Below are 24,582 nucleotides of genomic sequence, written 5' to 3'. Positions count from 1 at the left end.
TCGACAACGCATACGGCGACCGAAACCTCATCTGCACATGCCCACCAATGGACGCTTACGAAGAAGCCGCAGAGTAAGAGGCTGATATCAGGGTTCGAACCCCTTGGGCACGCCGAATGGCGGCGTGTCCACGCTTGTGCCCGTCAGGGCGTTCAGGAAGGCCACTAACTCGCTGATCTCGACGTCTGATAGCTCCATCGGGATGATGTCGACCTGACGACGCTGTCGCGCCAGTTCGAACCGGTCGTTCCACACCGCAAAATCAACCTGTTGCAGCCACGGGACTTTGGGCAAGGCGGCCATCTCGGGAGTCCAATGCGCAAGGCTGTCCTGCGGGTTCAGATGATGGCGAATGATGCTGTCGAGGTCAGGAAAGGCTCCGTTATGGCCATAAGGTGCGGTCAGGGCGACATTGCGCAGCATGGGGGTGCGAAAGCGATACGCATCCTCTAGCTGGTCGCTTTCGCCCATGCGCCCTACGTCCCGCACATTGGGGTCCCATTGCCGGGTGCGACCGGGGCCAAAGGGCGGAAGGGCCAGCGCGTGGAACTTCTGATCCGACATTAGGGGCCCGGCGTGGCAGGTGGAGCATTGCGCCTTGCCATAGAAAAGGGTCATCCCAGCCTTCTGAACCGGTGACAGCGCATCGGTGTTCCCTGCCAGATAATGATCAAAAGGGCTGTCGATACTGCGCCATTCGATAGCCATGAAGGCGGCCAGAGCATTGGCGATCTGGGTGATGGTTATGTCTTCGGATGTCTCGACTTCAGGGAAGGCTGCGATCATGGCCGGACTGTAGGCGGGGTCGGTGCGCACACGCTTGGCAAGGATCGGCCAGCCCTTGTCTATCCGGTCATGTACCGCGCCGGTCACTTCGTTTTCAGCCACATTTCCTGCCATCTCAAACTGCGAGGTCAGCGGGAACAGCGCCTGCGCGGCCAGCAGAGAATTCAATCCCGCGGGCAACCATTCCTGCGCCGGAGAGTTGAAGCCGTTGCCATAGACATCCGAGATACTCAGTCGTCCGTCATGGAAAACAGTATGGATGTCCTTTGCCCCGAGGTTCCAAAGGCCGGGCGAATTTCGGGGAATACGCTTGCGGATTTTGTCGGACCCAGTGCCCGGCGTGCGATCGGGGCCTAAACCCTGACCGCCTTCGCCAATACCCAGCGACAGGCTGTCGGATGTTCCGAAATCGGGATGGTGACAATGGGCGCAGGCGATGTTTTGATTGCCCGACAGGATTGGATCGTAAAACAGTTGATGACCGATGGCGGCCTGTTCCATATCAAAGGACAGGAAATCATCATCGGTCAGCGGGCGTGGCAGCTCTTGCGCTGCGGCTGCGCCGGCGAAAAGGAAAGCAATCCCATGCGCCAGATTATATTTGCCCTGTGTATGCTTGCGACCCCTGCGCTGGCCGAGCTGGAACAGGCGCGTGACATGATGGAGGCCGGCGCGTTCGAGGCCGCGCGCGAGGAACTGCTGCCCGCCGCCCGATCCGGCAATGCCGAGGCCGAGGAATTGATCGGCGTGATGTACGGGTTGGGTCTTGGAGTCGAGCAGGATTATGAACGGGCCTTTGAATGGTATCTGCGCGCATCGATGAAGGGGCATCCGGGCGCACAATCGGGGATCGGCTGGTATTACGAACTGGGTCTGGGCATGCCTGCGCCCGATCTTGTGCGGGCTTACATGTGGTACACGCTCAGCGCCATTGGCGGCGATCCCGACGCGGCAATCAGCCTTGAGGAAGTGGTCAAGAAAATGTCGCAGGAGCAGATTGAAAGAGCCCATGTTCTGGTCAACGACTATAAAGGGTGGATGTACCCGTTTCGGTGAGGGTCGGGCCAAACGCCCGACCCTAAATGGCTTAGTTCAGGTCCGCGTCACGCGATGCGTTGACGTCTGCCTCGGCCGCTGCAACGGCTTCGGTGAGCGCGGTGAAGACCTCATCACCACGACCGACGTTGGTTTGGAACCACTCGTAGACCGGGGTTGCCGCCTCTTTGAACGCGGCTTTCTGCTCGGGGGTCGGCACGTACAGATCACCGCCACCGGCGACGAAATCCTCATAGGCCTGGATCGACTTGCGCTTGGGTGAGGCAAAGGTGGCCTGCTGCAGCGCATAGAACCCATCGACCACGACACGGCGCATGTCTTCGGGCATCTCCTGGAACTTGGCGTTATTCATCCACCACAGAGCGCCCATATAGGCATGGCCGTCCAGGGTGACATATTGCAGGCCTGCATCGGGGAATTTCATGCCCATGATGTCGGTGATGCCGTTCTTGGACCCTTCAACCACACCGGTTTGAAAGCTGGTGAACAGTTCCGGCCACGGGATCGGGGTGGGCGATGCACCCAAGGCTTTAACCAGCTCTTGTGGCAGGTCAGCGACCACGGTGCGGATTTTCAACCCTTCCATATCAGCTGGTTCAGCCACGCGACGCTGGGTGTTGGCAAAGTTGCGCCAGCCACCAGTGTTGCCGATGGTCATCAGACGGATCGCGCCGCCGGAATCCTCAAGCGCCATGTCGCGCATGGTGCGGGTGAAATCGCCGGATAGAACATGCTCGGCAATCCGGTCATCCGCCATAAGGTAGGGTAGGTCGAGGACCTGAACATAGGGAAAGATGCCTGACGCCCCGCCCGAGGTCGAGATATAGATGTCGATGGTTCCATCGGCCACACCCTGCAGGCATTCCGCGCCGTTCGAACACAGCTGCGTACCGATGAACAGCTCGACCTCGATCGCGCCGTTCGAAGCGGCTTCGACATAGTTCTTGAAAACGATTAGACCGTCATAATCCTCGTCATTTTCGTTCGAGTTGGCCGTGGCGCGCAGCGTATAATCCGCTGCCGTGGCCGCGATGGCTGATGCGGCGACCAGCGACGTGGCCACCGCTGCGGTTTTGATAAAGGTTCTGAGCATGCGTTTCCTCCCTGTGGAACTCAGTTAGTTGGCAAATCCCGTTATCCTCGGGATCGTCATGGATAATGCGGGGATGTAGGTGATCAGAAAGATCACGATGATTTCAACGGCCAGAAACGGCAGGATCGCCTTGGCAATGGTTTCAACCTTTTCGCGCGACACGGCGGCGGCCACGAACAGCACCAGCCCCATGGGGGGTGTGGCCAGACCAACGGTCAAGTTGACGCTCATGATGATGGCAAAGTGGATCGGGTCGACGCCGAGGCTGGTAAAGATCGGTCCCAGGATCGGCCCAAGAATGATGATCGCAGGCCCGGCATCCAAAAACATGCCGACAACGAACAAGAGCAGGTTGATCAGAAACAGCAGGATCAGCGGGTTTTCCGACAGGCTGAGGATCAGCGAGGCCAGCTGTTCTGGCGCATGGCTGAGGCTGACCACGGTTTTGAACGCCATGGCCGCCCCCACCAGCAGCAGAACGACGGCGGAGGTCAGGCCGGCATTGCTGAGGATCTCGGGCACTTCTTTGAGCGTCAGGGTGCGCAGGATGAAAAAGCCGATCAGAAAGGCATAGCCGACGGCCACCGCTGCGGCTTCGGTAGGTGTAAAGATACCGCCCAGAATACCACCCAGAATGATCACCGGAGTCAGCAGTGGAAAGAACGCCTTGAGGCTGGCCTGACCCCGTTCACCCCATGTGTATTTGCGGCTGGCAACGGGAAAATCATACTTGTCGGCCATGAATTTGATCATCAGCATCAGGCCAACGCCAACCATGACGCCCGGCACGATCCCAGCCAGAAACAGCGCCGCAACGCTTTCGCCCATCACATACGCGTAGATGATCATGATGCCCGAAGGGGGAATGATCGGACCGATCACCGAACTGGCCGCCGTGATTGCCGCGGCAAATTTGCGGGTATAGCCCTGCTTCTCCATCGCCGGGATCAGCATTGAACCCAGCGCTGATGTATCCGCCACGGCAGAGCCCGAGAGTCCCGCAAACAGGATCGAGCTGAGCACGTTCACATGCGCCAACCCGCCGCGAAAATGGCCCATCAAGGCTTGGCTGAATTCCACCAGACGGATGGTTATCCCGCCGCGGTTCATTAGCTCTCCGGCCAGCATGAAGAAAGGGATTGCCATCAGGGGAAAGCTGTCCATGCCGTTATAAACATTGCGGTACAGCAGGGTGATGTCATTGGATTGGCCATTCAGCCACAGCAGGATACCCGGGGCGGCCAAAAGGGCGAAAAAGACCGGCAGGCCGATCATCAGAAAGACAAGGAAAGTGGGCAGGAACCAAATCAACATCTATTCAGCCCCCACCGGTGCGTCGGCAATTTCAGGCAGCAGGTCTGCGCCACCCAATAGCGAGACAATCGCGCGCAGGATCAGCTCGACATTTACTACGATCAGAAGGGCCACCCCTACCAGCAGCGAGGCCATCATCCAGCTGCGCGGGACGCGGTACCATTCGTCAAAGCCAAATGAGGTGGGAATATACAAAGCGGCGGTTGCGAATTTGCCCCCGAACCCGGTCACTTCGGACCAGCCGATCTTAACCGCCACCAGCAGCACCGCCAGTGACACGAACAGCAGCGCGAGCATCAGTACCTGTCCCAATACGCGCGGAAGCATCAGGGGCACCATGTCGATGGCCACGAACCCGCCGCGGCGAAATGCGGTCGGGGCCATCAGACCCGTCATCCAGAGCATGCAGAACCGGGCGGCCTCATCCGGCCAGGGCAGTGCGTTGCCCAGCACATATCGGAAGAATACTTGAATCAGGATTGCAGTCACCATGAATGCAATTGCAACGACGCCAACCGCGCGGCCCAATCGCAGCACGGTTTCGTTCACGAATGCAATCGGCGCCAGCATCGTTGCCAGTCCGCCCATGCGTTTCCTCCCTATGTCAGCCGCGGGTTTGTCCCCCAGTCGTCAGAGCGCGCTTAGGACTGCGCGAATTGGCCGAGTTTTCCGGCATAGAAGGTCAGCGCGTCTCCATCGCTTATGCTGGCCTTCAGGACTTTGCCCACCACGATCACATGATCGCCTGCGTCGTGATAAGCGTGTTGTTCACATTCAAACCGTGCCAGACAATCCGGCAGCAGAGGGGTACCATTTGAGCAATGCCCATGGGCGATGTCTCGCAGCGCAAAGGCGTTTTTCGAGCAGCCGAAACACAGCTCGGCCTGTTCAGAGGACAGTACATGAACGCTGAAATGGCGCGCCTTGTGGAAATAGGGGAAGCGGCGCGAGTTGCGGTCGCCGGCCCACATGATCAGGGGCGGGTCCAGCGACAGGGACGAAAAACTGTTGGCGGTGATGCAGACCGGACCGTCCGTGCTGTTGCAGGTGACGATGGTAACTCCGGTGGCAAAGCGGCCAAACGCATCGCGCAGGGTTCGGGTGTCATCCTTGTGTGGGATGAAAGTATGGTTCATGTCCTGTGACATTGCATTCATCATGGTACCTCATGGCCCAGTGCCGCCTCATAAAGGCGGTACCAACTCTCGCGATCCAGATTGACTTTCAAGGCGTCCGAAATCTGTTTGATCCGGCCCAGATTGTTGGTGCCCAGCACCGGCAGGATGCCTGCAGGATGTGCCAGAAGGAAGGCCACGGCCACTGCGGCCCGGTCCACTCCGAATTCGGCGGCGATCTCATCCGCGACCACGCCGACCGGAGGGTTCCCGGCCATCAGCAGTCCGCCGCCCAGCGGCGACCACGCCATCACCGGCTGCCCATGCTGTTGATGAAACGCTAGGTCGCCATTGGTGAAGGGGCGGATTTCGCCCAGCGAGATCTCGACCTGGTTGGTGACCAGTTGGGTCTTCATCGCTGATTGCAGAAGCGTCCAGTCCCACGGGCGGAAATTCGATACGCCAACCGCGCCCACCTTGCCGCTGGCCACGACCTCGTCCAGCGCTGCGCCGGTCTCATGGTGGTCCATGAAGGGATCAGGGCGGTGGATCAGTAGCAGGTCGACATGGTCGATTGCCATTTCGGACAGCGAGGTGTCGACGGATTTCAGGATATGCGCGCGCGATGTGTCATAATATTTGACCATGGCGTCTGCGTATCGGCCCATCGGCGCAACGATGTCGCATTTGGTGACGATCTCCATCCGCGCGCGCAGCGCCGGATTGGCGCGCAGGGCGTTGCCCAAAACCGCCTCGGCTGCGTAACCGCCATAGATGTCGGCCTGATCGAATGTGGTGATGCCCTGATCCAGGCAGGCTTGTATCTTGGCTTCGACATGATCCGCCGAGGTGTCACTGTCATCACCCAAGCGCCACATGCCGTATACCAGGCGGCTCATTTCCAGCGTGTCTGAAAGCTTTACACGTTGCATTAGCGGCGAACTCCGTTGCCCAGCGGGGTGGCTGGGATGGTTTTGGGCACGCGTCCGTATTCCTCGGGAAGCGAGCAGGTTTTCAGGTTGGGCATCACGCGGGCACCGAAATGGCGGGCCTCGTCCAGATGTGGATAGCCCGAGAAGATGAAGGCGCGGATGCCCATCTTTTGATAGTCTTCAATCTTGGTCATGACCTGATCGGTGGAGCCCACAAGCGCTGCGCCGCAGCCAGACCGCGCCCGGCCAACGCCGGTCCAAAGACCTGGCTCGACATAGCCGTATTCATCCGCCAGATCGCGGTTTTTGGCCTGATGCGCAACACCCAGCGAGGTGGAATCCAGCGCCCGTTCGCGGATGGCGCGACCGTATTCGTCGTCCAGCTTGGATACGATGTAATCAGCGTATTCCTGCGCTTCGGCCTCGGTATCGCGAACGATCATGTGAACGCGCAAGCCGTAATCCAGTGTCCGGTTGTAATTCTCGGCTACCGCATGAACCGCCTTCATCCGCCCGGCCAGTTGATCCTTGGTTTCTGGCCACATCAGATAGACATCGCAATGCTCTCCGCACAGTTCGAGCGCAGATGGGGAATAGCCGCCGAAATACAACAGTGGTCCGCCGGTCTGATAGGGTTTGGCTGGATCGGTGGTCAGGCCCGAGAAATTATAGACCTCGCCCGCATGGTTGATCTCATCCCGCGTCCAAGCCTGTTTCAGGATTTCGACGACTTCGCGCGAGCGTTGATAACGGAACGCGCTGTCTGCCTTTTCACCAGGAAAATCGGACGAGATGATGTTGACCGTCAAGCGCCCCTGCAACATGTGATCCAGCGTCGCGATGGTGCGGGCCAGCATGATGGGCTGCATTTCACCGCAACGCACCGCGGCCAGCAGGTTGATCTTGTCGGTGATCGGTGCGCATCCAGCAACAAAGCTGAGCGTGTCCTGACCGACCTGATAGGATGACGGGCACAGGATGTTGCGAAACCCCTGTGCCTCGGCCTCTTTCACGATGGCGGAACAATGGTCCCAGCTGGACCGCAGATCGCCATCGGGCATCCCCAGAAACTGATAGTCATCCGAACACAGAGCCGAAAACCACGAGACCTCGGCCGCATTCAGATCGGGGGAGGTGATTGGGACGATCGTCATCTGAGTCGGTCTCCGCAATGGATTTGCTTTTTCTCTTGCGTAGCAATCACATTGATGTAGATCAATAGTGTATCAATTTTTCCTGTGACCAATCGAAGCGCCCCGACGTGCCCCCCACAAGCCGAAACCCCAATGCCCTTCCGATATATGTTCAGATTGCAGAACTGCTGATCCGCGATATTGCGGCCGGCCGTCTGATTGACGGTGAGCGCCTGCCGCCGGAACGGGACATGGCGGCGGACCTGAATGTCTCGGTCGGGACCCTGCGAAAATCGCTGTCTGAGCTTGAGAAAAAAGGGATGTTGGAACGCATTCAGGGCTCGGGCAATTACATCCGTGAGACCGGAACGCAGAACAGCGTCTATGCGATGTTCCGGCTTGAGCTGCCCGAAGGGGGCGGTTTGCCAAGCGCGGATATCCTGTCGGTCGATCATCTGGAAAAGCCTGCCAATCTGCCCGGTTTCGGAGCCGCGGCCACGGGGTCGCGCGTGCGCCGGATGCGCTATTTGAATGACACAATCATCGCGGTCGAAGAGATATGGCTCGACGAATCAGTGGGTTTGATCGACGGCAACCTGCTGTCTGACTCGCTGTATCGCTATTATCAGCAGCAGTTGGGGTTCTGGATCACGCGGGCCGTAGACAGGGTTTCAATCGCCGCGCTGCCCGATTGGACACCGACGGGCTTTACCAAGCCCTTCGGGCAGACGGTCGGGTATATCGAGCGGTTCAGCTGGTCAGAACAGGTCGAACCCGTCGAATTCTCTAAAACTTGGTTCGATCCGGATCGGGCCACCTATGTTCAACGCTTGAAGTAAAAGGAAACGCGCATGACCCGGACCATCAATTACGGGCTGATCGGATGCGGCATGATGGGGCAGGAGCACCTGCATAATATCGCTCTGCTGGATGGCACGCGCGTGGCGGCAATCTATGAGCCCGACCCGCAGATGGCCCACGCCGCGCAAGAGATCGCGCCCGAGGCTGTGATGGTGGGGTCGGTGGCTGACCTTCTGGCGGTCGAGGATCTGGATTGCCTGGTCATCGCCAGCCCGAACCACCTGCATGTGGATCAGATCTGCGACATTGCGGCGATGCGCCCACTGCCCCTGTTGGTGGAAAAGCCGCTTTTTACCGATCCGCAGGATGCGGCGCGGCTGGAAACGGTGCAGCGTGACTATCCCCATCCAATCTGGGTGGCGATGGAATATCGCTATATGCCTCCGATTGCCGCTTTGATCAAAGGGCTCCAATCCACCGGCGGGGTGCAGATGCTGACGATCCGAGAACATCGATTTCCCTTTCTGGAAAAGGTCGGCAACTGGAACCGGTTCAACCGCAATACCGGCGGCACATTTGTCGAGAAATGCTGCCATTTCTTCGACCTGATGCGGCTGATCCTTGGGTCCGATCCGGTGCGGATCACCGCCAGCGGTGGGCAGGCGGTAAACCATCTGGACGAAAGCTATGATGGGGAAACGCCGGATATTCTGGATCACGGTTATGTTCTGGTTGATTTCGCCAACGGCACGCGGGCGATGCTGGAACTGTGCATGTTCGCCGAAGGATCGCGGTACCAAGAGGAAATCTCGGCCACAGGACAACTGGCCAAGATCGAGGCGCTGGTGCCGGGGCCGGGGCGCTTTTGGCCCGATCATCTGGGTGAGCCGCCGGTGCCGCAGGTGATTGTCAGCCCGCGTAATCCGAAGGGGCCGGTGTCACAGGACATCCCCGTCGATCCGCGCCTGCTGGCCGCCGGGGACCACAATGGATCGACCTATTACCAGCATCAGGGGTTCCTGGCGCTTGTTCGAGGCGAGCGGGCTGCGCCGGATGTGACGCTGCAGGATGGGCTGTGGTCCGTTCGTATGGGGTTGGCGGCACAACAGGCGCTGGCAACGGGTGAAGCCGTTCGGTTGACCTGATAGGCAACAAGGACGATGCGCTGTGCCGGTGACGAAATTGCGCCTATCGGAAACGCGCTCCCCCAACTTGCGCATAAAAACCTGTCGTTTTTGATTTCTGATGGGTCTTTTTCGCTTGTTGATGCTGCGTCTGCACCCTAGCTCTGTCCGTGGGACACCCCTCCCCAACGAGGGGCGTGTATCTGGAAGGGTAATACACATGACTATCGAACAACCGGCGTCGCATGACGCCGTGCGCAAACCTGAAATGCGGCCGGCAAATCCGCGCTTTTCCTCGGGCCCCTGCGCCAAACCCCCCACATTTGACCTGACCAAACTGGCTGACGCAGCGCTTGGCCGTTCGCATCGCGCTGCTGTTGGCAAGGACAAGCTGAAAGCGGCCATCGAAGGTACGCGTGAAGTGCTGGGCATTCCAGCAGATTACAAGATCGGCATCGTTCCCGCGTCTGACACCGGCGCGGTTGAGATGGCGCTGTGGTCGCTGTTGGGTGAACGCAAGGTCGAGATGCTGGCCTGGGAAAGTTTTGGCGCGGGATGGATCACGGATGTGGTCAAGCAGCTAAAAATCGACGCCGAAGTGAAAACAGCCGATTATGGGCAGATCATCGATCTGGCCTCGGTCGACTTCTTCCATGACGTGGTCTTTACATGGAACGGCACGACTTCGGGCGTGCGGGTGCCAAACGGTGACTGGATCGCGGATGACCGTCAGGGTTTGACGATCTGCGATGCGACTTCGGCGGCCTTCGCGATGGACCTGCCGTGGGACAAGTTGGATGTGACCACGTTTAGCTGGCAGAAAGTTCTGGGCGGAGAGGCGGCGCATGGGATGCTGATCCTTTCCCCGCGCGCTGTGGAGCGGCTTGAAAGCTATACCCCCGCATGGCCATTGCCCAAGATTTTCCGCCTGACCAAGGGCGGTAAGCTGATCGATGGTATCTTTACTGGCGCCACGATCAACACCCCGTCGATGCTGGCGGTTGAGGACTATCTGTTCGCATTGGATTGGGCGCGCTCAGTTGGTGGTCTGCAGGGATTGATTGGCCGGGCCGATGCGAATGCCGGTGCGGTGCATGCGTTCTGCGAGCAGAATGGCTGGATCGCTAACCTGGCTGACGACCCGGCGACGCAGTCGAATACGTCTGTCTGTCTGAAATTCACCGATGCGCGCATCCGGGACGGCGCAGCCTTTGCCAAGGCCGTTGCAAAGCGGTTGGAGGCCGAGAATATCGCGTTGGATATCGGGGCTTATCGCGACGCACCTGCGGGTCTGCGTATCTGGTGCGGCGGCACGGTCGAAACTTCGGATATCGAAGCGATGTTGCCCTGGCTAGCCTGGGCCTTCGAGGCTGAGCTCGCAGCACAAACTGAAGCCGCCTGATCTTTCCCAATCTTCACCGGGCCGCCTCAGGCCCGGACATCTCATTACATTCAAGGACCACAGACATGGCTCCCAAAGTACTCGTTTCTGACAAACTCAGTGAAACCGCTGTTCAGATTTTCCGCGACCGCGGCATCGACGTGGATTTCATGCCCGATCTGGGCAAGGACAAAGATAAACTGGCCGAAGTGATTGGCCAATATGACGGCCTTGCCATCCGCTCGGCCACCAAGGTCACGCCGACCTTGCTGGAACATGCGGACAAGCTGAAAGTCATAGGTCGCGCCGGCATCGGCACCGACAATGTCGACAAGGATGCCGCCAGCAAGAAGGGCGTCATCGTGATGAACACGCCCTTTGGCAACATGATCACCACAGCCGAGCACGCGATTGCGATGATGTTCGCCGTGGCGCGGCAGATCCCCGAGGCCAGCACTTCGACCCATGCGGGCAAATGGGAAAAGTCTAAGTTCATGGGGATCGAGCTGACCAACAAAACCTTGGGCGTCATTGGTGCGGGCAATATTGGCGGGATCGTCTGCGAACGCGCCCTGGGCCTGAAAATGAAGGTTGTCGCCTATGATCCCTATCTGGGCGAAGAGAAAGCCGCCAAGATGGGTGTTGAAAAGGTTGAACTGGATGAGCTGCTGTCGCGTGCCGATTTCATCACCTTGCATGTGCCGCTGACCGATCAGACTCGCAACATTCTCAGCCGCGAAAATCTGGCCAAGACCAAGCCTGGCGTGCGCATCGTCAACTGTGCCCGCGGCGGTCTGGTCGATGAAGAGGCGCTGGCCGAGGCTCTGCAATCCGGTCACGTTGCCGGTGCCGCCTTTGACGTGTTCAGCGAAGAACCGGCCAAGGACAACGCGCTGTTCAACCTGCCCAATGTCGTCTGCACCCCGCATCTGGGTGCCGCCACGACCGAGGCGCAGGAAAACGTGGCGCTGCAGGTGGCCGAGCAGATCTCGAACTATCTGCTGACCGGCGCGGTGGAAAACGCGCTGAACATGCCCAGCGTGACGGCGGAAGAGGCCAAGGTCATGGGGCCCTGGATCAAACTGGCCGGGCATCTGGGCGGTTTCATCGGTCAGATGACGGATGAGCCGATCAAGGCGATCAACATCCTCTATGATGGTGTTGCGTCGGAAATGAACCTTGCCGCTTTGAACTGCTCGGCTGTTGCCGGGATCATGAAGAAGTTCAATCCCGAGGTGAACATGGTTTCGGCCCCGGTTGTGGCCAAGGAACGTGGTATTCAGATTTCGACCACCAATCAGGACAAGTCTGGCGCCTTCGAGGGCTATATCAAGGTGACCGTCGTGACCGAGAAACGCGAGCGTTCGATCGGCGGAACCGTGTTCAGCGATGGCAAGCCGCGCTTCATTCAGATCAAAGGCATCAATATCGACGCCGAGGTGGGCGCGCACATGCTCTATACCACGAACGAAGATGTGCCGGGTATCATCGGTGCGTTAGGTCAGGCCATGGGTGAGCACAGCGTCAATATCGCGAACTTTACCCTTGGCCGGTCCGAAGCGGGCGGCGAAGCGATTGCGCTGCTGTATGTCGACGAACCGGTGCCAGCCGAAGCGCGGGCAAAGCTGGCCGAAACCGGCCTGTTCACGCAAATCAAACCGCTGGAGTTCGACGTTGCCTGAGGCGGTGTTGAATATCTGAGACACTTCATACCCGCGTCTTCCAAGGCGTGGGTATTTTCTTTTCCTGGCCGCCAAGACGCGTCACAAGCAGGGAGTTCCTGCTGATTTAGGGTTTTCCATGTCCTCGCCAATTTATGCAATCGGTGACATCCACGGCCAGCTCGGCATGCTGCAGGTTGCGCTGTCGCGGATCGAGGCCGATGGCGGGCCAGACGCAAAGATCGTGTTTCTGGGCGACTATGTTGATCGGGGCCCGGACAGCCGCGCTGTGCTGGACCTGCTGATCGAAGGCCAAAAAGCGGGGCGCAACTGGGTCATGGTCAAGGGCAACCACGACCGCATGATGGCCCGCTTTGTGCAGGGCCGAGAAATCGCGGACAAGCAGCTGCCCATCACGCTGAACTGGCTGAACCCTCGGCTGGGTGGTCGGGAAACGCTGGCCTCCTACGGGGTTGAAGTCACGGACAATGACCGCATCTATCAGGTCCATGAACGGGCCTGTGCCGCCGTACCGCCAGCACATCTGGATTTCATCAACGCTTTGCCAGTTTACCATCAAGAGGATGAGCTGCTGTTCGTCCACGCTGGCATCAGGCCCGGTCTTCCCCTGTTGCAGCAATCCGAAGATGACCTGGTTTGGATACGGCAGGAATTTTTGGTTGAATCTGGCCCGCACCCCTGGCTGATCGTGCATGGTCACACCCCTGTGGATGCGGCGGAACATTGCGGCAATCGGATCAATTTGGATGCGGGCGCGGGCTATGGTCATCCGTTGGCCACTGCCGTGTTCGAGGGCCGTGATTGCTGGTTGCTGACCGCACAGGGGCGCGCGCCGCTGAGACCTAGTCTTCGGTAAACAGGTCTTTGTAAGCTTCGCGTAGCGCGTTTTTTTGCACTTTGCCCATCGTATTGCGCGGCAATTCGTTCAGCACTATCAGCTTGCGGGGATGTTTGAATCGCGCCAGTTGGGTCTGTGCGCTTGCCATGATGGCCTCGAGGTCGGGCGACTTGTTTGGTTCGGCTACCAACAGGCCCAACACGGTTTCGCCGAAATCCGGATGGGGCACGCCGATAACTGCGCTTTCCAGAACACCGAGCTGGTCGTCCAGCACCAGTTCGACCTCTTTGGGATAGATGTTGTACCCGCCCGAGATGATCAGGTCCTTGCCGCGTCCGACGATATGGACATAGCCGTCCGCGTCCACACGTCCAAGGTCGCCGGTGATAAAGAACCCGTCCTCGCGCAACTCTGCTGCGGTCTTCTCGGGCATTTCCCAATAGCCCTGAAAGACGTTGGGGCCACGCACCTCGATCATGCCGATTTCGCCCTGTGGCAAGGTTTCACCAGTCTCAGAGTCGGTCACTTTGAGCTCAACGCCCGGCAAGGGGAACCCCACGGATCCGGCGCGGCGTTCACCGTCATAGGGGTTCGAGGTGTTCATGTTGGTCTCGGTCATACCGTAGCGTTCAAGAATGCGGTGCCCGGTGCGGGCCTCAAACTGCTGATGCGTTTCGGCCAGCATTGGGGCCGAGCCCGAGATGAACAGCCGCATATGACGTGCCAGATCGCCGGTGAACCGGTCGTCATCCAACAGACGGGTGTAGAAGGTCGGAACCCCCATCATCGCGGTTGCATCAGGCAAATGCCGCAGTACCTCATCCAGATCGAATTTCGGCAGAAAGATCATCGACCCGCCCGAAGCCAGTACCACGTTGGTTGCCACGAACAGCCCATGAGTGTGAAAGATTGGCAGAGCATGCAGCAACACGTCATCGTCGGTAAACCGCCATTCCCGTACCAATGTTTCGGCATTCGACAGCAGATTGGCCTGTGACAACATCGCGCCCTTGGATCGGCCGGTCGTGCCGGACGTGTACAGGAAGGCGGCCAGATCATCCTCGGTGCGGTTGACCGGCTCGAAAGCAGGCAGCATACCCAGCGCACGCCGCATCAGGCTGCCGGATCCATCAGCGTTTAGCGTTTCAAGCCGTGCCTTCTGGGCGGCGGCGACGGGTGCCAATCCAGCCCTATTTACATCATCGCAGACCACCAGCGCAGCGCCGCTGTTTTCAATGAAATAGCTCAGTTCGCTGACCGTATAGGCAGTGTTGAGTGGCAGAAAAACCAGACCGGTCTGCACACAAGCAGCAAACAGCGCAAGCGCTTCGGGCGACTTTTCCACCTGAACCGCAACGCGTTGTCCGGGTTCGAGCTCAAAGCCGATTAGGGTATTGGCCAACCGAGATGCCATGTCCAGGAAATCAGAATGGGTCAGCACCTGACCGTTGGGCAGATGCAGGAAAGGCGTTTCTTTGCCCGCGTGAATGCCAAACAAGCGATCGTAAAGCAGGTTGCCCATTTACCGAGTTCCTTTCTGTCCAGTCCTGGCGAATCTGTCTTGGAATGGCGTGCTGGTAAAGCCCTGAATGGCGCAATCGGTCGCCGTTCTGTCCGCATGATGTGCCAGAGGTTGCTGCGGACAAACTGTCTTCTGGCGATCGGGGGCTATCTGCGTTAATCGCAGGTGAATTCGCCGGAGATAGACTATGTATGTTGCCACCCTGTTGACCAATCCCGAAACGCGAACGCTGGATTTGGCGCTGGTCGAGTCGTTGCGGAATGCCTGGGGCGGGGCCGAGATCATCTGGCTCAGCCCGGATGAGGCGGCTGAGTTCGCGCTGCAGGAACTTCCGGGCAACCAATGGGATGTCTGGGGTGATTTGCAGAAGCTTGGCGTTGACCTGATCGTGCAGCCTGCCGAGGGGCGGCGCAAAAAGATGCTGTTGGCGGATATGGACAGCACCATGATCCAGCAGGAATGCATCGACGAACTGGCGGATGAGGCCGGGGTCGGCGACCGCGTCAAGGACATCACCGCCCGCGCAATGAATGGCGAATTGGATTTCGAAGGCGCGCTGACCGAACGGGTCGGGTTGCTGAAAGGGTTGGATGAGGCCGTGATCGGCAAGGTTCTGGCCGAACGCATCACCTTGATGCCCGGTGGGAAGGAGCTGGTCGCGACGATGCGCGCCAATGGCGGCTATGCGGCACTGGTCTCGGGCGGGTTCACGGCGTTTACTGCCAAGGTGGGCAGTGAATTGGGGTTTGACGAAAACCGTGCCAACACTCTGCTGGCCGAAAACGGCAAACTGACCGGCGATGTGCAGCGACCGATTCTGGGACGACAGGCCAAAGTTGATGCTTTGGAACAGATCACCGCGCGTCTGGGCCTGTCCGAAAACGATGTGATCGCTGTGGGTGACGGGGCAAATGATCTGGGCATGTTGGGCCGGGCCGGAACCGGGGTTGCGCTGCATGCAAAGCCTTCGGTCGCGGAACAATGCGAAGTGCGCGTCAACCATGGCGATTTGACCGCGCTTTTGTATCTGCAGGGCTATGCGCGGCAGGAATTTGCCCAAGCCTGAAAACCGGGGCTTTCCTTTATTTAACAAAAATGTTAAACAGTGGTCATGAATACGCTACAGACCACATTCTCCGCATTGTCCGACGCCACGCGGTTTTCCATCGTTGAACAGTTGATGCAGGACGGAGAGCAGCCCGCGGGCGACCTGATCGAAGGGCGCGGCATGTCGGGTGCTGCGGTCTCGCGCCACCTGAAGGTTTTGCGTGAGGCCGGGCTGGTTCGGCAACGGGTGCAGGGCACCAAGCGGATGTATTCGATCCGCCCCGAAGGTCTGCGCGCAATCGCGGAATGGACCATTTCGAAACGACAATTCTGGGAAAGCAGTCTGGATCGTCTGGGCGATGCTATTGAAAGGGATACCTCATGGCCGATCTAAAGCTGGAGCGCACGTTCCCGATACCGCCAGAGGATCTGTTTGCGTGGATCAGTGTCGCAGAACAGCTGTTGCAATGGTGGGGCCCCGAAGGGGTGCACGTGCCCGAACATACTCTCGATTTTTCGCGCGTTGGTCCGTGGTATTCGGTCATGCAGAATGGCGAGGGCCAGCGGTTCAAGGTCTCGGGCCATGTGACCCATGTCGATCCGCCCAATTCGGTTGGCTTCACCTGGGGCTGGCATGACGATCAGGATCAGCGCGGGGCCGAAAGCCATGTAACGCTACGGATCGAAGCCGCAGGCGGCGGCGCTCGGTTGGTGGTCGATCACCGCGACCTGGGCGATGACGAGATCGCTGCAAACCACGAGAAAGGCTGGACCTCGACGCTGAACAAGTTGGCCGGTCTGGTGCAATAAGTTTTCATCTGGGAGGAAAGAAATGCCACAGTTTCTGTTTGTCTATCACGGCGGGACCACGCCATCGGACCCGGCCGAAGTCGAAGCAACCATGGCCGCCTGGGGCGCGTGGTTTCAGAATATGGGCCCGTCACTAGAAATACCCGGCAACCCGGTGGGCCAGTCCTATACCGTCAGCTCGGGCGGTGTGGTCGACAATGGCGGTGCCAACCCGGTATCCGGCTTTACCGTGATCAAGGCCGACAGCATCGACGCCGCCAATGAAATGGCCAAGGGATGCCCCATGGTCGTAAACGGGTCAGGCTCGGTCGAGGTGGCCGAGATTCACGAGATTGAGATGTAGCGGCCCTAGCCGGGGAAACCCGGCGCGGGTCGGATCACGCCACATTCCAGCCCGCGACGGCTGTATTGCGTGGCGTTCATAAAGGTGCGGGTGGCCGGGTGATCGGCCTCCAGTACGCCGAGGCTGACCAGAATGGCAGCAATGGCGCATTCGCTGGCACGGGTGGCGCCATCGGTGATCTTCAGCGCGACGCCCATGCGTTTTTCAGGGATGATGGCGATGAATACGGCCTCGGCCCCGGTCTTGATCGCGGCGCGCCCGTTCATGGCGCGCATCAGCTCGGTACAGGCGCGCGTCTCTCCGGCCACCAGCTCGGGATGTTTGATCATCGCCGCGGTCAGGTGTTGTGCCGCATCGCTGGCCCGGTCCGACCGGTCCGCCGCCGAGGCAAACCACGCCATCGACCGTGCCATCCCCACCACCGAGGTGGCAAAGTTCGGGGCGGAACAGCCATCGATGCCATAGCCAGGGCTGGTTTCGCCGGTAGTTTCTTCCAGCGCGGACAAACAGGCCTGTTGAACCGGGTGGTCGATTTCAAGATATTCCGGCCCGGCACCCATATGCTGTGCTACCGTCAAAAACCCGCAATGTTTGCCCGAGCAGTTGTTGTGGATCTGACAGGGCGTGTCGTCGGCAAGTATCAGCCCGTCGCGCGCCGCCATATCCTGAGGCTCTTGCGGCCCACAGCGCAAATCGGGTTCAGCCAGGCCCAGATGGTCCAGCCAGGACGTTACCCTGTCTGTGTGAATATGCGCGCCGTTGTGCGAGGCACAGGCCAATGCCAGATGCTCGCTGTTCAGCCCGTATTTCGCGGCCGCCCCAGATGTAATCAACGGCAGGGCCTGTATCATCTTGGCCGAAGACCGGGGGTAGATTATCGCCTCTGGGTCACCCCAGCTGCGCACGATTTGACCCGTGTCATCACAGATAACCGCATGTCCCAGATGCAGGCTTTCCAGTAAAGGCCCCCGCCATAGTTCGGTCATTGCTACAGGCTGCGTCATCGGGACCCTCCTAAACATGCGCAAAAAACTGCCAACCGCCCTTTCGCCTATGGCGAAACTTGCGATAGTGTGTGTATGTCGGCAATCACCGGAAGACGCAACTTACAGACGAACCGTCAGGGTTCGCGAGCCATTCCGGTGGGTATGAGGTATTAGGTCGAGCTAGGAGGCTGGACAGATGGGATCAAAGCTCGTCCGCGTAATCGCGGGCCTGTGCGTGGCAGGGATGACAACGGCTGCAACCGCTCAGCAGGCAGACAGCACCAATAGAGTATCCGTAAACACCGACTGGAGTGTGTTTGTGGAAGAGGACCCAACCGAATGCTGGAGCGTTGCAACGCCGGATGAAACCGTCAACACGCGCGGCGGGCGCGTTGTTTCGGTGAGGCGCAGCGACATCCTGCTGTTTGTCGTATTCAGACCTGATCCCGATGTGAAGGGGCGCGTTTCATTCACCGGGGGCTATCCGTTTGCCGCGGGATCGACCGTATCTGTATCCATCGACGGAAACAGCTTCGAATTCAGCACCGAAGGCGAATGGGCCTGGCCCGCGTCAGAGGGTGATGACCAAAAAGTAATCGCTGCCATGAAAAGCGGTACCGAAGCAGTGCTGACCGCCCGGTCCGAACGCGGCACTCAGACCAAAGATACTTTCTCATTGCTGGGCTTCACAGCCGCTTTAGACGACGCCGAGAAACGCTGTACCAACTGAGCGCGCCAGCGCTCGGGCAGTGGCCAGGCTTGCAAAGTGGTGCCAGTTTCGCAGGATAGGACCGCCCTCCTTCATAGCTTAACTTAACGTCATCTATAAATTTGATCTGCGTCAATGCTCCGCGCTCTGAAATACTGAACTAATCGGTTCAAGCAGAGAGAAAAGGAGAGCATCGATGCAGAAGAAAGTTTTGGGCCTGTTTGTGCTGACCGCCGTCGTATTGCTGAGCGCTTGTGATAAATCCGCTGAGACATACCCGGTTTCGGGAGAGCAATGTGGGCCAAACGATCCGGTCAAAACGCTGGACGCCGAGGATTGCTTTATTCCACCAGCAGGTGCGTGATCCAATACGGCTGGCCTGGAAACGTCCGGGCGGCATAAGAGTTCGAAGGACCGCGGGGTTGATCCCCGCGGTTTTTTGTAACCTCTGGCGTCGCTATGCTAAGCTGAGCGCGTTAGTTTAACGACCCTTCGAGGAGTATGTCATGCGTTTGGTGATACTGGCTGTTTTAACCCCCACGTTGGCTGTGGCGGATCCTGCAATGGAATGCACGAACGCAAGTTCACAAGTCGAAATCGGATCTTGCGTTGCCAGTATGGAAGCGGGGGTTGAGGCCGCGCTGACCGATAGTTTTGGCTTTGCCATGGATGCAGCCAACGCGTTGGACGAGGTGACCGGACGGACAAGCGCGGCGCCTGCGATGGAGGCGGCGCAAAGCGCGTGGGTCGGGTATCGTGATGCGCAGTGCGAGGCGGTCGGCGCGTCTTTTGGTGGTGGGTCGGGAACCGGCATTGGTATCACCTCCTGCCGGATTGAATTGGGGCGCCTGCGGATTGACGAATTGCTGCGTTTTGTAAATTAGGCGCGACGAATTCTTTTGATCTTTGCGCGCAGTCCTATATAGAGGCGCATTCCAAGCCAGAATCTTCGAGACCCACCTATGTCGCCCAAAGCGCCGATCACTCAAGACGTCATGACCATCCCCCGCAAATTGCCGGAGGGGAAGGTGAACCTTGTCGGGTTGACCCGGGATCGCCTGCGCGAGACCCTGATCGAACACGGCACGCCTGAAAAACAGGCCAAGATGCGCACGGGCCAGATCTGGCAGTGGATTTACCAATGGGGTGTGCGAGACTTTGCCGAGATGACCAATCTGGCCAAAGCCTATCGCACCCAGCTGGCCGAGCATTTCGTGATCGAAATCCCCGAGGTTGTGACCCGACAGGTGTCCGAGGATGGCACACGCAAGTATCTGGTCCGTATTGCTGGCGGCCATGAGGTCGAGGTGGTCTATATTCCCGAGGACGATCGCGGCACGCTGTGTATCTCGTCTCAGGTCGGTTGCACGCTGACTTGTTCCTTCTGCCATACAGGCACGCAGAAACTGGTGCGCAACCTGACGGCGGCGGAAATTGTCGGTCAGGTGATGATGGCGCGGGATGATCTTGACGAGTGGCCGGTACCGGGTGCGCCCAAGGACGAAACCCGCCTGCTGTCGAACATCGTTCTGATGGGTATGGGCGAGCCTCTTTACAATTTTGAGAACGTCCGCGACGCGATGAAAATCGCGATGGACCCCGAAGGTATCTCGCTGTCTCGCCGCCGGATTACCCTGTCGACATCGGGCGTGGTGCCCGAGATTGCGCGTACCGCGAAGGAAATCGGCTGCCTGCTGGCAATTTCGTTCCACGCGACGACCAATGAAGTCCGCGATGTGCTGGTGCCGATCAACAAACGCTGGAATATCGAAGAGTTGCTGCAGGCTTTGGCCAGCTATCCCAAGGTTTCCAATTCGGAACGGATTACGTTTGAATACGTGATGCTTGATGGTGTGAATGACAGCGATGAGGATGCGCATCGTCTGATCGAACATATCAAGCGCCACAAAATCCCGGCCAAGATCAATCTGATCCCGTTCAACGAATGGCCCGGCGCGCCGTATAAGCGCAGCTCAAACAATCGTATTCGGGCTTTTGCCAATATCATCTATCAGGCCGGGTATGCCTCGCCCATCCGCAAGACGCGGGGCGAGGACATTATGGCGGCCTGCGGTCAGCTGAAATCGGCCACCGAACGCGCCCGTAAATCGCGCAAGCAGATTGAGGCCGAGGCCGGTCTCGACCGCGGATAAGCGGCTGAATAGAAGAGCGTCGCAAAATTAATTTTTGGGGCGCTGTCTATCGAATGCAAAATTTGATATGTTTCATTGGCTAGGTGTGGATGCACCAGGCTCACTTGCGCACAATAGGGTGAGTTCGGTGGCTGGCATGTGGCAAATTCGTTCACGGCGGCTACCTTGTATTTCAGCTCCGCGTGCCGATTGCGGCATAACAGGTTACGAGTTGGGTTATCTCTATGATGTTTCGATTGAAAATTCCGTACTTTAATTTTGTTTTAGTTTTGGCTTGTGCGGCCGTCGCCGTAACTGATGCTGTTGCGCAGTCAAATGATGAGGATGCTCATCTGGCTATCGAAAATCCGGCTGATCTGACCAAGGACGACGCGCGTGAAATTTATGACTCGTTGCAGCGCCGGATGGCACGCGGCTATGCCGCAGCTCAGTTGGATCTGCTTCTGAATTACCAAAACTGGCCGCTGTACAACGATGCGCCCTATATATCTGAAACCCATGGTCGGCGATTTGTGAACAGCTATGCAAACCGGATGGCGTATAATTATGCAACCCTGACGGAAGGCGAAAAGCTTCCGGTGGGGTCTGTGCTGGCCAAGGACAGCGTGACCGTTACGGATGAGGGGAAAAGCCATCCCGGCGCGATGTTCGTCATGCAGAAACTGGCCGAGGGCGCCAACCCTGCTACGGCTGATTGGCGTTATATCATGGTCATGCCGGATGGGTCATTGTTTGGGGACACGATGGGGGATCGCGCCAACGCAGTTGCGTATTGCCACGATTGCCACGAGGCGGTTGCCGACCGAGATTACACATTCTTCGTTCCCGAAGAATATCTGGTCGACAATTAGGCCTCTCTCACCCAAATCTCGCGGTGCCGATCACTTTGATCAGTTGCTGACGAACCGGATCTGGCTGCGCTGCGACGGCGTTCAGGACCTCTCGAAGTTCTGCGCGCAACCCATGCATCTGGTCGATCAGGGAAATCATCATCGACACTGCGTCTGCCTCCATTTCGTATTGGTCGTGCAACTCGCAGGCCAACTCCAGCCGGGCAACGTCGAGGCTGTGATAGACCAATCCGCGATCTGTTTGTTCGGGGATCACGATTTCGGCGGCCAGATATTCTGTCAATCGGGTCGAAGTCAGCCGGGCTACGGCGGTGATCAGTTCCTCTTCGGTCAGGGTGCGGGTCATGACGGCATTCCTTTGCGTGGGTCATAGCGGTGGGTTTCTCGCCATGAATCCATAAATTGCCTCAACTCATCATCGATTTGATCGGGCATTGAAATGGTCAGCTCGATCAACTGGTCGCCCCGTTCGGCCGAGCCGCGCTTCTTCACGCCCTTACCCCGCAAGCGCAGGGTTCTGCCGCTGCTGGTTCCCGCCGGGACGGTCACGTTTACACCCCCATCGATCGTGGGCGCCGCCACTTTGCCGCCCAGCACCGCCTCATCAATCGTGATGGGCAGCGTGATGTGAATGTCATTTCCCTGACGGTCGAATACCGGATGATCCGCGACTGATACTGTCACCAGCGCATCGCCGCGCGGCCCCTCACCATAGCCAGCGGCACCCTTGCCCCGCAGGCGAATGGTCTGACCGCTTGTGATCCCTGCGGGTATCTTGACCTCGATCCGGTCCCCATCCGGCAGGGTCAGTTTCTGGCTGGCGCCAAACACCGCATCCAGAAAGCTGATCTGAAGCGTGAAGTTCAGATTGTGGCCGGGCGCGTGAAACTCGCGGCCGCCTTGCCCACCAAATCCGCCGCGACCCCGCATGAATTCGGCAAAGATATCCGACATGTCGTCGGGGTCCGTCGCCTGCCCGCGATAGGGGTTGCCGGCGGCTTCGGCGTAATCGCGATAGTATTGCTGTTGCGGGCGTTCCTGTCCCGAGGCATCAATCTCACCATTGTCATAGCGTTTGCGCGTCTCAGGATCTTTCAACAGATCATAGGCCGCGGCGACGGCCTTGAACTTGGCTTCGGCCTCGGCGTCCCCGGGTTTCAAGTCCGGGTGGCATTCCTTGGCAATGCGCCGATACGCTTTTTTGATTTCAGCGTCGCTGGCATCTTTGGCCACGCCAAGTGCGGCATAGGGATCGTCGCTCATCTCACCTCTCATGGATGGGGGAAGGGCTGATCATGATGAAGGTATTTTATCACGTGATTTCAACAGGTCAAAAAGAACCGGTGGCTAAATTGGTTCGCAAGTTTCGTAATCTCTGATACTATCAGGCTGTTCCATATTATTCATTGACGGAGATTAGCCGATGACGCGCAGACTTAAATCGGTTCTGGCCTTGCTGGCGGGCAATGCCATTGGGTTAATGTTGGTCGCTTTGCTACTGACCGGTTTTGCAATCAAGCCGATTTCATTCATCGTTGTGGTGATCGTATTCACGCTGGTGCAGGTGGTGGCCGAGCCGCTGATCCTGAAGTTGGGTGAGAAAAGGGCGCCTTCGTTGAAAGGCGGGATCGCGTTGATCGTGACCTTTGTCGGCCTGCTTGTGACCGATCTGGTGACCAATGGGCTGACGGTTGGCGGAATTTCCAACCTGCTGGCTGCGACACTGCTGGTCTGGCTGGGCGCGCTGATCGCCAGCGTCGTGCTGCCGATCTACGTGTTCACCGAGCTTCGCACGCCCAAAAAGTAATTACAGTGCGTTCAGGCTGGCATCGATTGCCTGCCAAAGCTCAACCACCGGCTCGCATCCCACGGACAGACGGACAAAAGCGGGGTCAACCTCGTCTCCCCAACGGGCGCGGCGCTCGGCCGAGCTATGGACGCCGCCAAAAGACGTCGCAGGGCGCAGCATTGGACAGGTGTTGATGAAGGTTTCGGCCTTGGCCTGGGTTTCCAACGTGATCGAAAGAAGGAACCCGAATCGCGTGGTCTGAGCCTGTGCCAAGGTGTAGGATGGGTCACCTGGCAGGCCGGGATAGCGGATGTCTTTCACAGACGGATGCGCTGCCAACCGTTCTGCCAACACCTGGGCCGAGCTGCACATACGGTCGAACCGAACATCCAGTGTTTCCAACCCGCGATGCAGCAACCAAGCCTCATGCGGGCCGGGGATCGCGCCAGAGACACGCCGCCATTCCTCGACCCGCTCCATGACATCTGTATTGCGGCTGGCCACATGGCCCATCAGCAGATCGGAATGCCCGCCCATGGCCTTGGTGTCAGAGGACACGACGATATCTACGCCCATATCCAAAGGACGCTGGCCCAGTGGTGTCATGGTTGTGTTGTCAGCAATGGTGATCCCACCAGCTGCGCGCACGGACGACGCGATGGCTGGCAGGTCCATCATATCCAGGCCAGGGTTCGAGGGGCTTTCGACAAAGACCACATCGAAGCCGTCGAACCCACCTTCGGAAAAGGCGGTTGTCGGGCGTTCTGTCACTATGACACCCAGACCAGACAGAAATCGGTCGGCCAGCACGCGGGTGACGTAATAGCCATCCGACGGGATTAGGATGCGCGACCCGGCTTTGACCGTGGCAAACAACGCGGCCGAAATCGCCGCCATGCCCGACGGGAAAGCCAGGCAGGGGGCGTCTTCAAGATGGGCGAGAACCTGTTCCAGATGTTCCCAGGTTGGGTTGTTGACGCGACCGTAGAAATCATGCCCGTCCGGCGCGCCGGGCAGGTGGAACATACTGCTTTGGGTCAGGGGCAGGGCCACGGGCTCGCCCTTGGTCAGTGCGTTGCCCCGCAGATGCAGCATCTCGCCGGTCTTGCGCCCCATC

The 24,582-nt window shown here is 58.6% G+C and carries 28 protein-coding genes; 16 read left to right on the top strand and 12 right to left on the bottom strand.

The window, feature by feature from the left end:
- Nucleotides 1-87: 87 nt before the first annotated feature.
- A complete protein-coding gene (locus AC2FGB_RS14920) occupies nt 88-1,287 on the bottom strand; it encodes a cytochrome-c peroxidase (RefSeq protein WP_496694200.1) in 1,200 nt (399 codons plus the stop codon).
- Between the two features lie 84 nt (nt 1,288-1,371).
- Between AC2FGB_RS14920 and AC2FGB_RS14915 the strand changes: the two genes are divergently transcribed.
- Nucleotides 1,372-1,842, top strand: coding sequence for a tetratricopeptide repeat protein (locus AC2FGB_RS14915; RefSeq protein WP_142637252.1), 471 nt, complete (start codon nt 1,372-1,374; stop codon nt 1,840-1,842).
- Nucleotides 1,843-1,873: 31 nt separating this feature from the next.
- On the opposite strand, the gene AC2FGB_RS14910 is transcribed toward AC2FGB_RS14915, so the two are convergent.
- Genes AC2FGB_RS14910 through AC2FGB_RS14885 form a run of 6 tightly spaced genes read right to left on the bottom strand, consistent with a single transcriptional unit; the run spans nt 1,874 to nt 7,450 of the window.
- Entirely contained in the window at nt 1,874-2,935 is a 1,062-nt protein-coding gene (locus AC2FGB_RS14910) for a TRAP transporter substrate-binding protein (protein WP_142637250.1), read from the bottom strand.
- 24 nt (nt 2,936-2,959) lie between these two features.
- Nucleotides 2,960-4,249 (bottom strand): TRAP transporter large permease, encoded by a 1,290-nt coding sequence (locus AC2FGB_RS14905; protein WP_142637247.1) that lies wholly within the window; start codon nt 4,247-4,249, stop codon nt 2,960-2,962.
- Entirely contained in the window at nt 4,250-4,837 is a 588-nt protein-coding gene (locus AC2FGB_RS14900; RefSeq protein WP_142637246.1) for a TRAP transporter small permease, read from the bottom strand.
- A 53-nt stretch (nt 4,838-4,890) separates the two neighbouring features.
- Entirely contained in the window at nt 4,891-5,406 is a 516-nt protein-coding gene (locus tag AC2FGB_RS14895) for a flavin reductase family protein (RefSeq protein WP_185956692.1), read from the bottom strand.
- The gene (locus AC2FGB_RS14890; protein ID WP_496689968.1) at nt 5,406-6,296 is read right to left on the bottom strand and encodes an aldo/keto reductase; all 891 of its coding nucleotides are present in this window, start codon (nt 6,294-6,296) and stop codon (nt 5,406-5,408) included. Before AC2FGB_RS14890 ends, AC2FGB_RS14895 begins: the two co-directional genes overlap by 1 nt.
- Complete coding sequence (locus tag AC2FGB_RS14885) at nt 6,296-7,450, bottom strand: LLM class flavin-dependent oxidoreductase (RefSeq protein ID WP_496689967.1); 1,155 nt, start codon at nt 7,448-7,450, stop codon at nt 6,296-6,298. The genes AC2FGB_RS14890 and AC2FGB_RS14885 overlap by 1 nt, the downstream gene beginning before the upstream one ends.
- A gap of 107 nt (nt 7,451-7,557) precedes the next feature.
- Here AC2FGB_RS14885 and AC2FGB_RS14880 point away from each other — a divergent pair, with 107 nt between their 5' ends.
- The 5 genes from AC2FGB_RS14880 to AC2FGB_RS14860 all read left to right on the top strand — a co-directional run bounded on the left by AC2FGB_RS14880 (nt 7,558) and on the right by AC2FGB_RS14860 (nt 13,273).
- Nucleotides 7,558-8,268 (top strand): GntR family transcriptional regulator, encoded by a 711-nt coding sequence (locus tag AC2FGB_RS14880; RefSeq protein WP_142637238.1) that lies wholly within the window; start codon nt 7,558-7,560, stop codon nt 8,266-8,268.
- A 12-nt stretch (nt 8,269-8,280) separates the two neighbouring features.
- Nucleotides 8,281-9,375 (top strand): Gfo/Idh/MocA family protein, encoded by a 1,095-nt coding sequence (locus tag AC2FGB_RS14875; RefSeq protein ID WP_496689966.1) that lies wholly within the window; start codon nt 8,281-8,283, stop codon nt 9,373-9,375.
- Between the two features lie 199 nt (nt 9,376-9,574).
- A complete protein-coding gene (locus AC2FGB_RS14870; protein WP_142637234.1) occupies nt 9,575-10,756 on the top strand; it encodes a phosphoserine transaminase in 1,182 nt (393 codons plus the stop codon).
- 65 nt (nt 10,757-10,821) lie between these two features.
- Nucleotides 10,822-12,417 (top strand): phosphoglycerate dehydrogenase, encoded by a 1,596-nt coding sequence (gene serA / locus AC2FGB_RS14865; RefSeq protein ID WP_496694199.1) that lies wholly within the window; start codon nt 10,822-10,824, stop codon nt 12,415-12,417.
- A gap of 118 nt (nt 12,418-12,535) precedes the next feature.
- Complete coding sequence (locus AC2FGB_RS14860; RefSeq protein WP_496694198.1) at nt 12,536-13,273, top strand: metallophosphoesterase family protein; 738 nt, start codon at nt 12,536-12,538, stop codon at nt 13,271-13,273.
- On the opposite strand, the gene AC2FGB_RS14855 is transcribed toward AC2FGB_RS14860, so the two are convergent.
- Complete coding sequence (locus tag AC2FGB_RS14855) at nt 13,260-14,777, bottom strand: malonate--CoA ligase (protein ID WP_496694197.1); 1,518 nt, start codon at nt 14,775-14,777, stop codon at nt 13,260-13,262. The two genes, AC2FGB_RS14860 and AC2FGB_RS14855, sit on opposite strands and share 14 nt — an antisense overlap.
- Nucleotides 14,778-14,964: 187 nt before the next feature.
- Here AC2FGB_RS14855 and serB point away from each other — a divergent pair, with 187 nt between their 5' ends.
- Genes serB through AC2FGB_RS14835 form a run of 4 tightly spaced genes read left to right on the top strand, consistent with a single transcriptional unit; the run spans nt 14,965 to nt 16,977 of the window.
- A complete protein-coding gene (gene serB / locus AC2FGB_RS14850; RefSeq protein ID WP_496689963.1) occupies nt 14,965-15,843 on the top strand; it encodes a phosphoserine phosphatase SerB in 879 nt (292 codons plus the stop codon).
- 45 nt (nt 15,844-15,888) lie between these two features.
- Nucleotides 15,889-16,218 carry an ArsR/SmtB family transcription factor gene (locus AC2FGB_RS14845; protein ID WP_496694196.1) on the top strand — a complete coding sequence of 110 codons (330 nt, stop codon included), beginning with the start codon at nt 15,889-15,891 and terminating at the stop codon, nt 16,216-16,218.
- Nucleotides 16,206-16,634, top strand: coding sequence for an SRPBCC family protein (locus AC2FGB_RS14840; protein ID WP_496694195.1), 429 nt, complete (start codon nt 16,206-16,208; stop codon nt 16,632-16,634). Before AC2FGB_RS14845 ends, AC2FGB_RS14840 begins: the two co-directional genes overlap by 13 nt.
- A 22-nt stretch (nt 16,635-16,656) precedes the next feature.
- Nucleotides 16,657-16,977: a YciI family protein gene (locus tag AC2FGB_RS14835; RefSeq protein WP_142637219.1), complete on the top strand. Its 321-nt coding sequence runs from the start codon at nt 16,657-16,659 to the stop codon at nt 16,975-16,977.
- 5 nt (nt 16,978-16,982) lie between these two features.
- Here AC2FGB_RS14835 and AC2FGB_RS14830 read toward each other — a convergent pair whose 3' ends face one another.
- Nucleotides 16,983-17,981, bottom strand: coding sequence for an asparaginase (locus tag AC2FGB_RS14830; protein WP_496694194.1), 999 nt, complete (start codon nt 17,979-17,981; stop codon nt 16,983-16,985).
- A gap of 178 nt (nt 17,982-18,159) precedes the next feature.
- On the opposite strand from AC2FGB_RS14830, the gene AC2FGB_RS14825 reads away from it, so the two are divergent.
- The 5 genes from AC2FGB_RS14825 to AC2FGB_RS14805 all read left to right on the top strand — a co-directional run bounded on the left by AC2FGB_RS14825 (nt 18,160) and on the right by AC2FGB_RS14805 (nt 21,676).
- Nucleotides 18,160-18,693 (top strand): invasion associated locus B family protein, encoded by a 534-nt coding sequence (locus tag AC2FGB_RS14825; RefSeq protein WP_142637215.1) that lies wholly within the window; start codon nt 18,160-18,162, stop codon nt 18,691-18,693.
- A gap of 175 nt (nt 18,694-18,868) precedes the next feature.
- Complete coding sequence (locus AC2FGB_RS14820; protein ID WP_185956689.1) at nt 18,869-19,036, top strand: hypothetical protein; 168 nt, start codon at nt 18,869-18,871, stop codon at nt 19,034-19,036.
- 142 nt (nt 19,037-19,178) lie between these two features.
- Complete coding sequence (locus AC2FGB_RS14815; RefSeq protein ID WP_271949559.1) at nt 19,179-19,556, top strand: lysozyme inhibitor LprI family protein; 378 nt, start codon at nt 19,179-19,181, stop codon at nt 19,554-19,556.
- A gap of 78 nt (nt 19,557-19,634) precedes the next feature.
- On the top strand, nt 19,635-20,825 hold the full coding sequence (rlmN, locus tag AC2FGB_RS14810) for a dual-specificity RNA methyltransferase RlmN (protein ID WP_271949561.1): 1,191 nt from the start codon (nt 19,635-19,637) through the stop codon (nt 20,823-20,825).
- 227 nt (nt 20,826-21,052) lie between these two features.
- Nucleotides 21,053-21,676 (top strand): cytochrome P460 family protein, encoded by a 624-nt coding sequence (locus AC2FGB_RS14805; RefSeq protein WP_282027806.1) that lies wholly within the window; start codon nt 21,053-21,055, stop codon nt 21,674-21,676.
- 7 nt (nt 21,677-21,683) lie between these two features.
- On the opposite strand, the gene AC2FGB_RS14800 is transcribed toward AC2FGB_RS14805, so the two are convergent.
- Nucleotides 21,684-22,022: a hypothetical protein gene (locus AC2FGB_RS14800; protein WP_281973035.1), complete on the bottom strand. Its 339-nt coding sequence runs from the start codon at nt 22,020-22,022 to the stop codon at nt 21,684-21,686.
- A complete protein-coding gene (locus AC2FGB_RS14795) occupies nt 22,019-22,939 on the bottom strand; it encodes a DnaJ C-terminal domain-containing protein (protein ID WP_496694193.1) in 921 nt (306 codons plus the stop codon). The genes AC2FGB_RS14800 and AC2FGB_RS14795 overlap by 4 nt, the downstream gene beginning before the upstream one ends.
- A gap of 160 nt (nt 22,940-23,099) precedes the next feature.
- Between AC2FGB_RS14795 and AC2FGB_RS14790 the strand changes: the two genes are divergently transcribed.
- Nucleotides 23,100-23,483 carry a hypothetical protein gene (locus AC2FGB_RS14790; protein WP_496694192.1) on the top strand — a complete coding sequence of 128 codons (384 nt, stop codon included), beginning with the start codon at nt 23,100-23,102 and terminating at the stop codon, nt 23,481-23,483.
- Here the strand turns inward: AC2FGB_RS14790 and AC2FGB_RS14785 are convergent, their stop codons facing one another.
- Nucleotides 23,484-24,581 carry a cystathionine gamma-lyase gene (locus tag AC2FGB_RS14785; protein WP_496694191.1) on the bottom strand — a complete coding sequence of 366 codons (1,098 nt, stop codon included), beginning with the start codon at nt 24,579-24,581 and terminating at the stop codon, nt 23,484-23,486.
- Nucleotide 24,582: the final 1 nt, after the last annotated feature.

It is taken from the genome of Ruegeria sp. CDSC021, from assembly GCF_059610845.1.
This window is presented reverse-complemented; position numbering and strand designations above follow the sequence as displayed.

Coding starts and splice junctions, on each gene's coding strand:
- AC2FGB_RS14920 (WP_496694200.1), bottom strand. CDS start 1,287: ATGGAACAGGCCGCCATCGGTCATCAACTGTTTTACGATCCAATCCTG.
- AC2FGB_RS14915 (WP_142637252.1), top strand. CDS start 1,372: ATGCGCCAGATTATATTTGCCCTGTGTATGCTTGCGACCCCTGCGCTG.
- AC2FGB_RS14910 (WP_142637250.1), bottom strand. CDS start 2,935: ATGCTCAGAACCTTTATCAAAACCGCAGCGGTGGCCACGTCGCTGGTC.
- AC2FGB_RS14905 (WP_142637247.1), bottom strand. CDS start 4,249: ATGTTGATTTGGTTCCTGCCCACTTTCCTTGTCTTTCTGATGATCGGC.
- AC2FGB_RS14900 (WP_142637246.1), bottom strand. CDS start 4,837: ATGGGCGGACTGGCAACGATGCTGGCGCCGATTGCATTCGTGAACGAA.
- AC2FGB_RS14895 (WP_185956692.1), bottom strand. CDS start 5,406: ATGAATGCAATGTCACAGGACATGAACCATACTTTCATCCCACACAAG.
- AC2FGB_RS14890 (WP_496689968.1), bottom strand. CDS start 6,296: ATGCAACGTGTAAAGCTTTCAGACACGCTGGAAATGAGCCGCCTGGTA.
- AC2FGB_RS14885 (WP_496689967.1), bottom strand. CDS start 7,450: ATGACGATCGTCCCAATCACCTCCCCCGATCTGAATGCGGCCGAGGTC.
- AC2FGB_RS14875 (WP_496689966.1), top strand. CDS start 8,281: ATGACCCGGACCATCAATTACGGGCTGATCGGATGCGGCATGATGGGG.
- AC2FGB_RS14870 (WP_142637234.1), top strand. CDS start 9,575: ATGACTATCGAACAACCGGCGTCGCATGACGCCGTGCGCAAACCTGAA.
- serA (WP_496694199.1), top strand. CDS start 10,822: ATGGCTCCCAAAGTACTCGTTTCTGACAAACTCAGTGAAACCGCTGTT.
- AC2FGB_RS14860 (WP_496694198.1), top strand. CDS start 12,536: ATGTCCTCGCCAATTTATGCAATCGGTGACATCCACGGCCAGCTCGGC.
- AC2FGB_RS14855 (WP_496694197.1), bottom strand. CDS start 14,777: ATGGGCAACCTGCTTTACGATCGCTTGTTTGGCATTCACGCGGGCAAA.
- serB (WP_496689963.1), top strand. CDS start 14,965: ATGTATGTTGCCACCCTGTTGACCAATCCCGAAACGCGAACGCTGGAT.
- AC2FGB_RS14845 (WP_496694196.1), top strand. CDS start 15,889: ATGAATACGCTACAGACCACATTCTCCGCATTGTCCGACGCCACGCGG.
- AC2FGB_RS14840 (WP_496694195.1), top strand. CDS start 16,206: ATGGCCGATCTAAAGCTGGAGCGCACGTTCCCGATACCGCCAGAGGAT.
- AC2FGB_RS14835 (WP_142637219.1), top strand. CDS start 16,657: ATGCCACAGTTTCTGTTTGTCTATCACGGCGGGACCACGCCATCGGAC.
- AC2FGB_RS14830 (WP_496694194.1), bottom strand. CDS start 17,981: ATGACGCAGCCTGTAGCAATGACCGAACTATGGCGGGGGCCTTTACTG.
- AC2FGB_RS14825 (WP_142637215.1), top strand. CDS start 18,160: ATGGGATCAAAGCTCGTCCGCGTAATCGCGGGCCTGTGCGTGGCAGGG.
- AC2FGB_RS14820 (WP_185956689.1), top strand. CDS start 18,869: ATGCAGAAGAAAGTTTTGGGCCTGTTTGTGCTGACCGCCGTCGTATTG.
- AC2FGB_RS14815 (WP_271949559.1), top strand. CDS start 19,179: ATGCGTTTGGTGATACTGGCTGTTTTAACCCCCACGTTGGCTGTGGCG.
- rlmN (WP_271949561.1), top strand. CDS start 19,635: ATGTCGCCCAAAGCGCCGATCACTCAAGACGTCATGACCATCCCCCGC.
- AC2FGB_RS14805 (WP_282027806.1), top strand. CDS start 21,053: ATGTTTCGATTGAAAATTCCGTACTTTAATTTTGTTTTAGTTTTGGCT.
- AC2FGB_RS14800 (WP_281973035.1), bottom strand. CDS start 22,022: ATGACCCGCACCCTGACCGAAGAGGAACTGATCACCGCCGTAGCCCGG.
- AC2FGB_RS14795 (WP_496694193.1), bottom strand. CDS start 22,939: ATGAGCGACGATCCCTATGCCGCACTTGGCGTGGCCAAAGATGCCAGC.
- AC2FGB_RS14790 (WP_496694192.1), top strand. CDS start 23,100: ATGACGCGCAGACTTAAATCGGTTCTGGCCTTGCTGGCGGGCAATGCC.
- AC2FGB_RS14785 (WP_496694191.1), bottom strand. CDS start 24,581: ATGGGGCGCAAGACCGGCGAGATGCTGCATCTGCGGGGCAACGCACTG.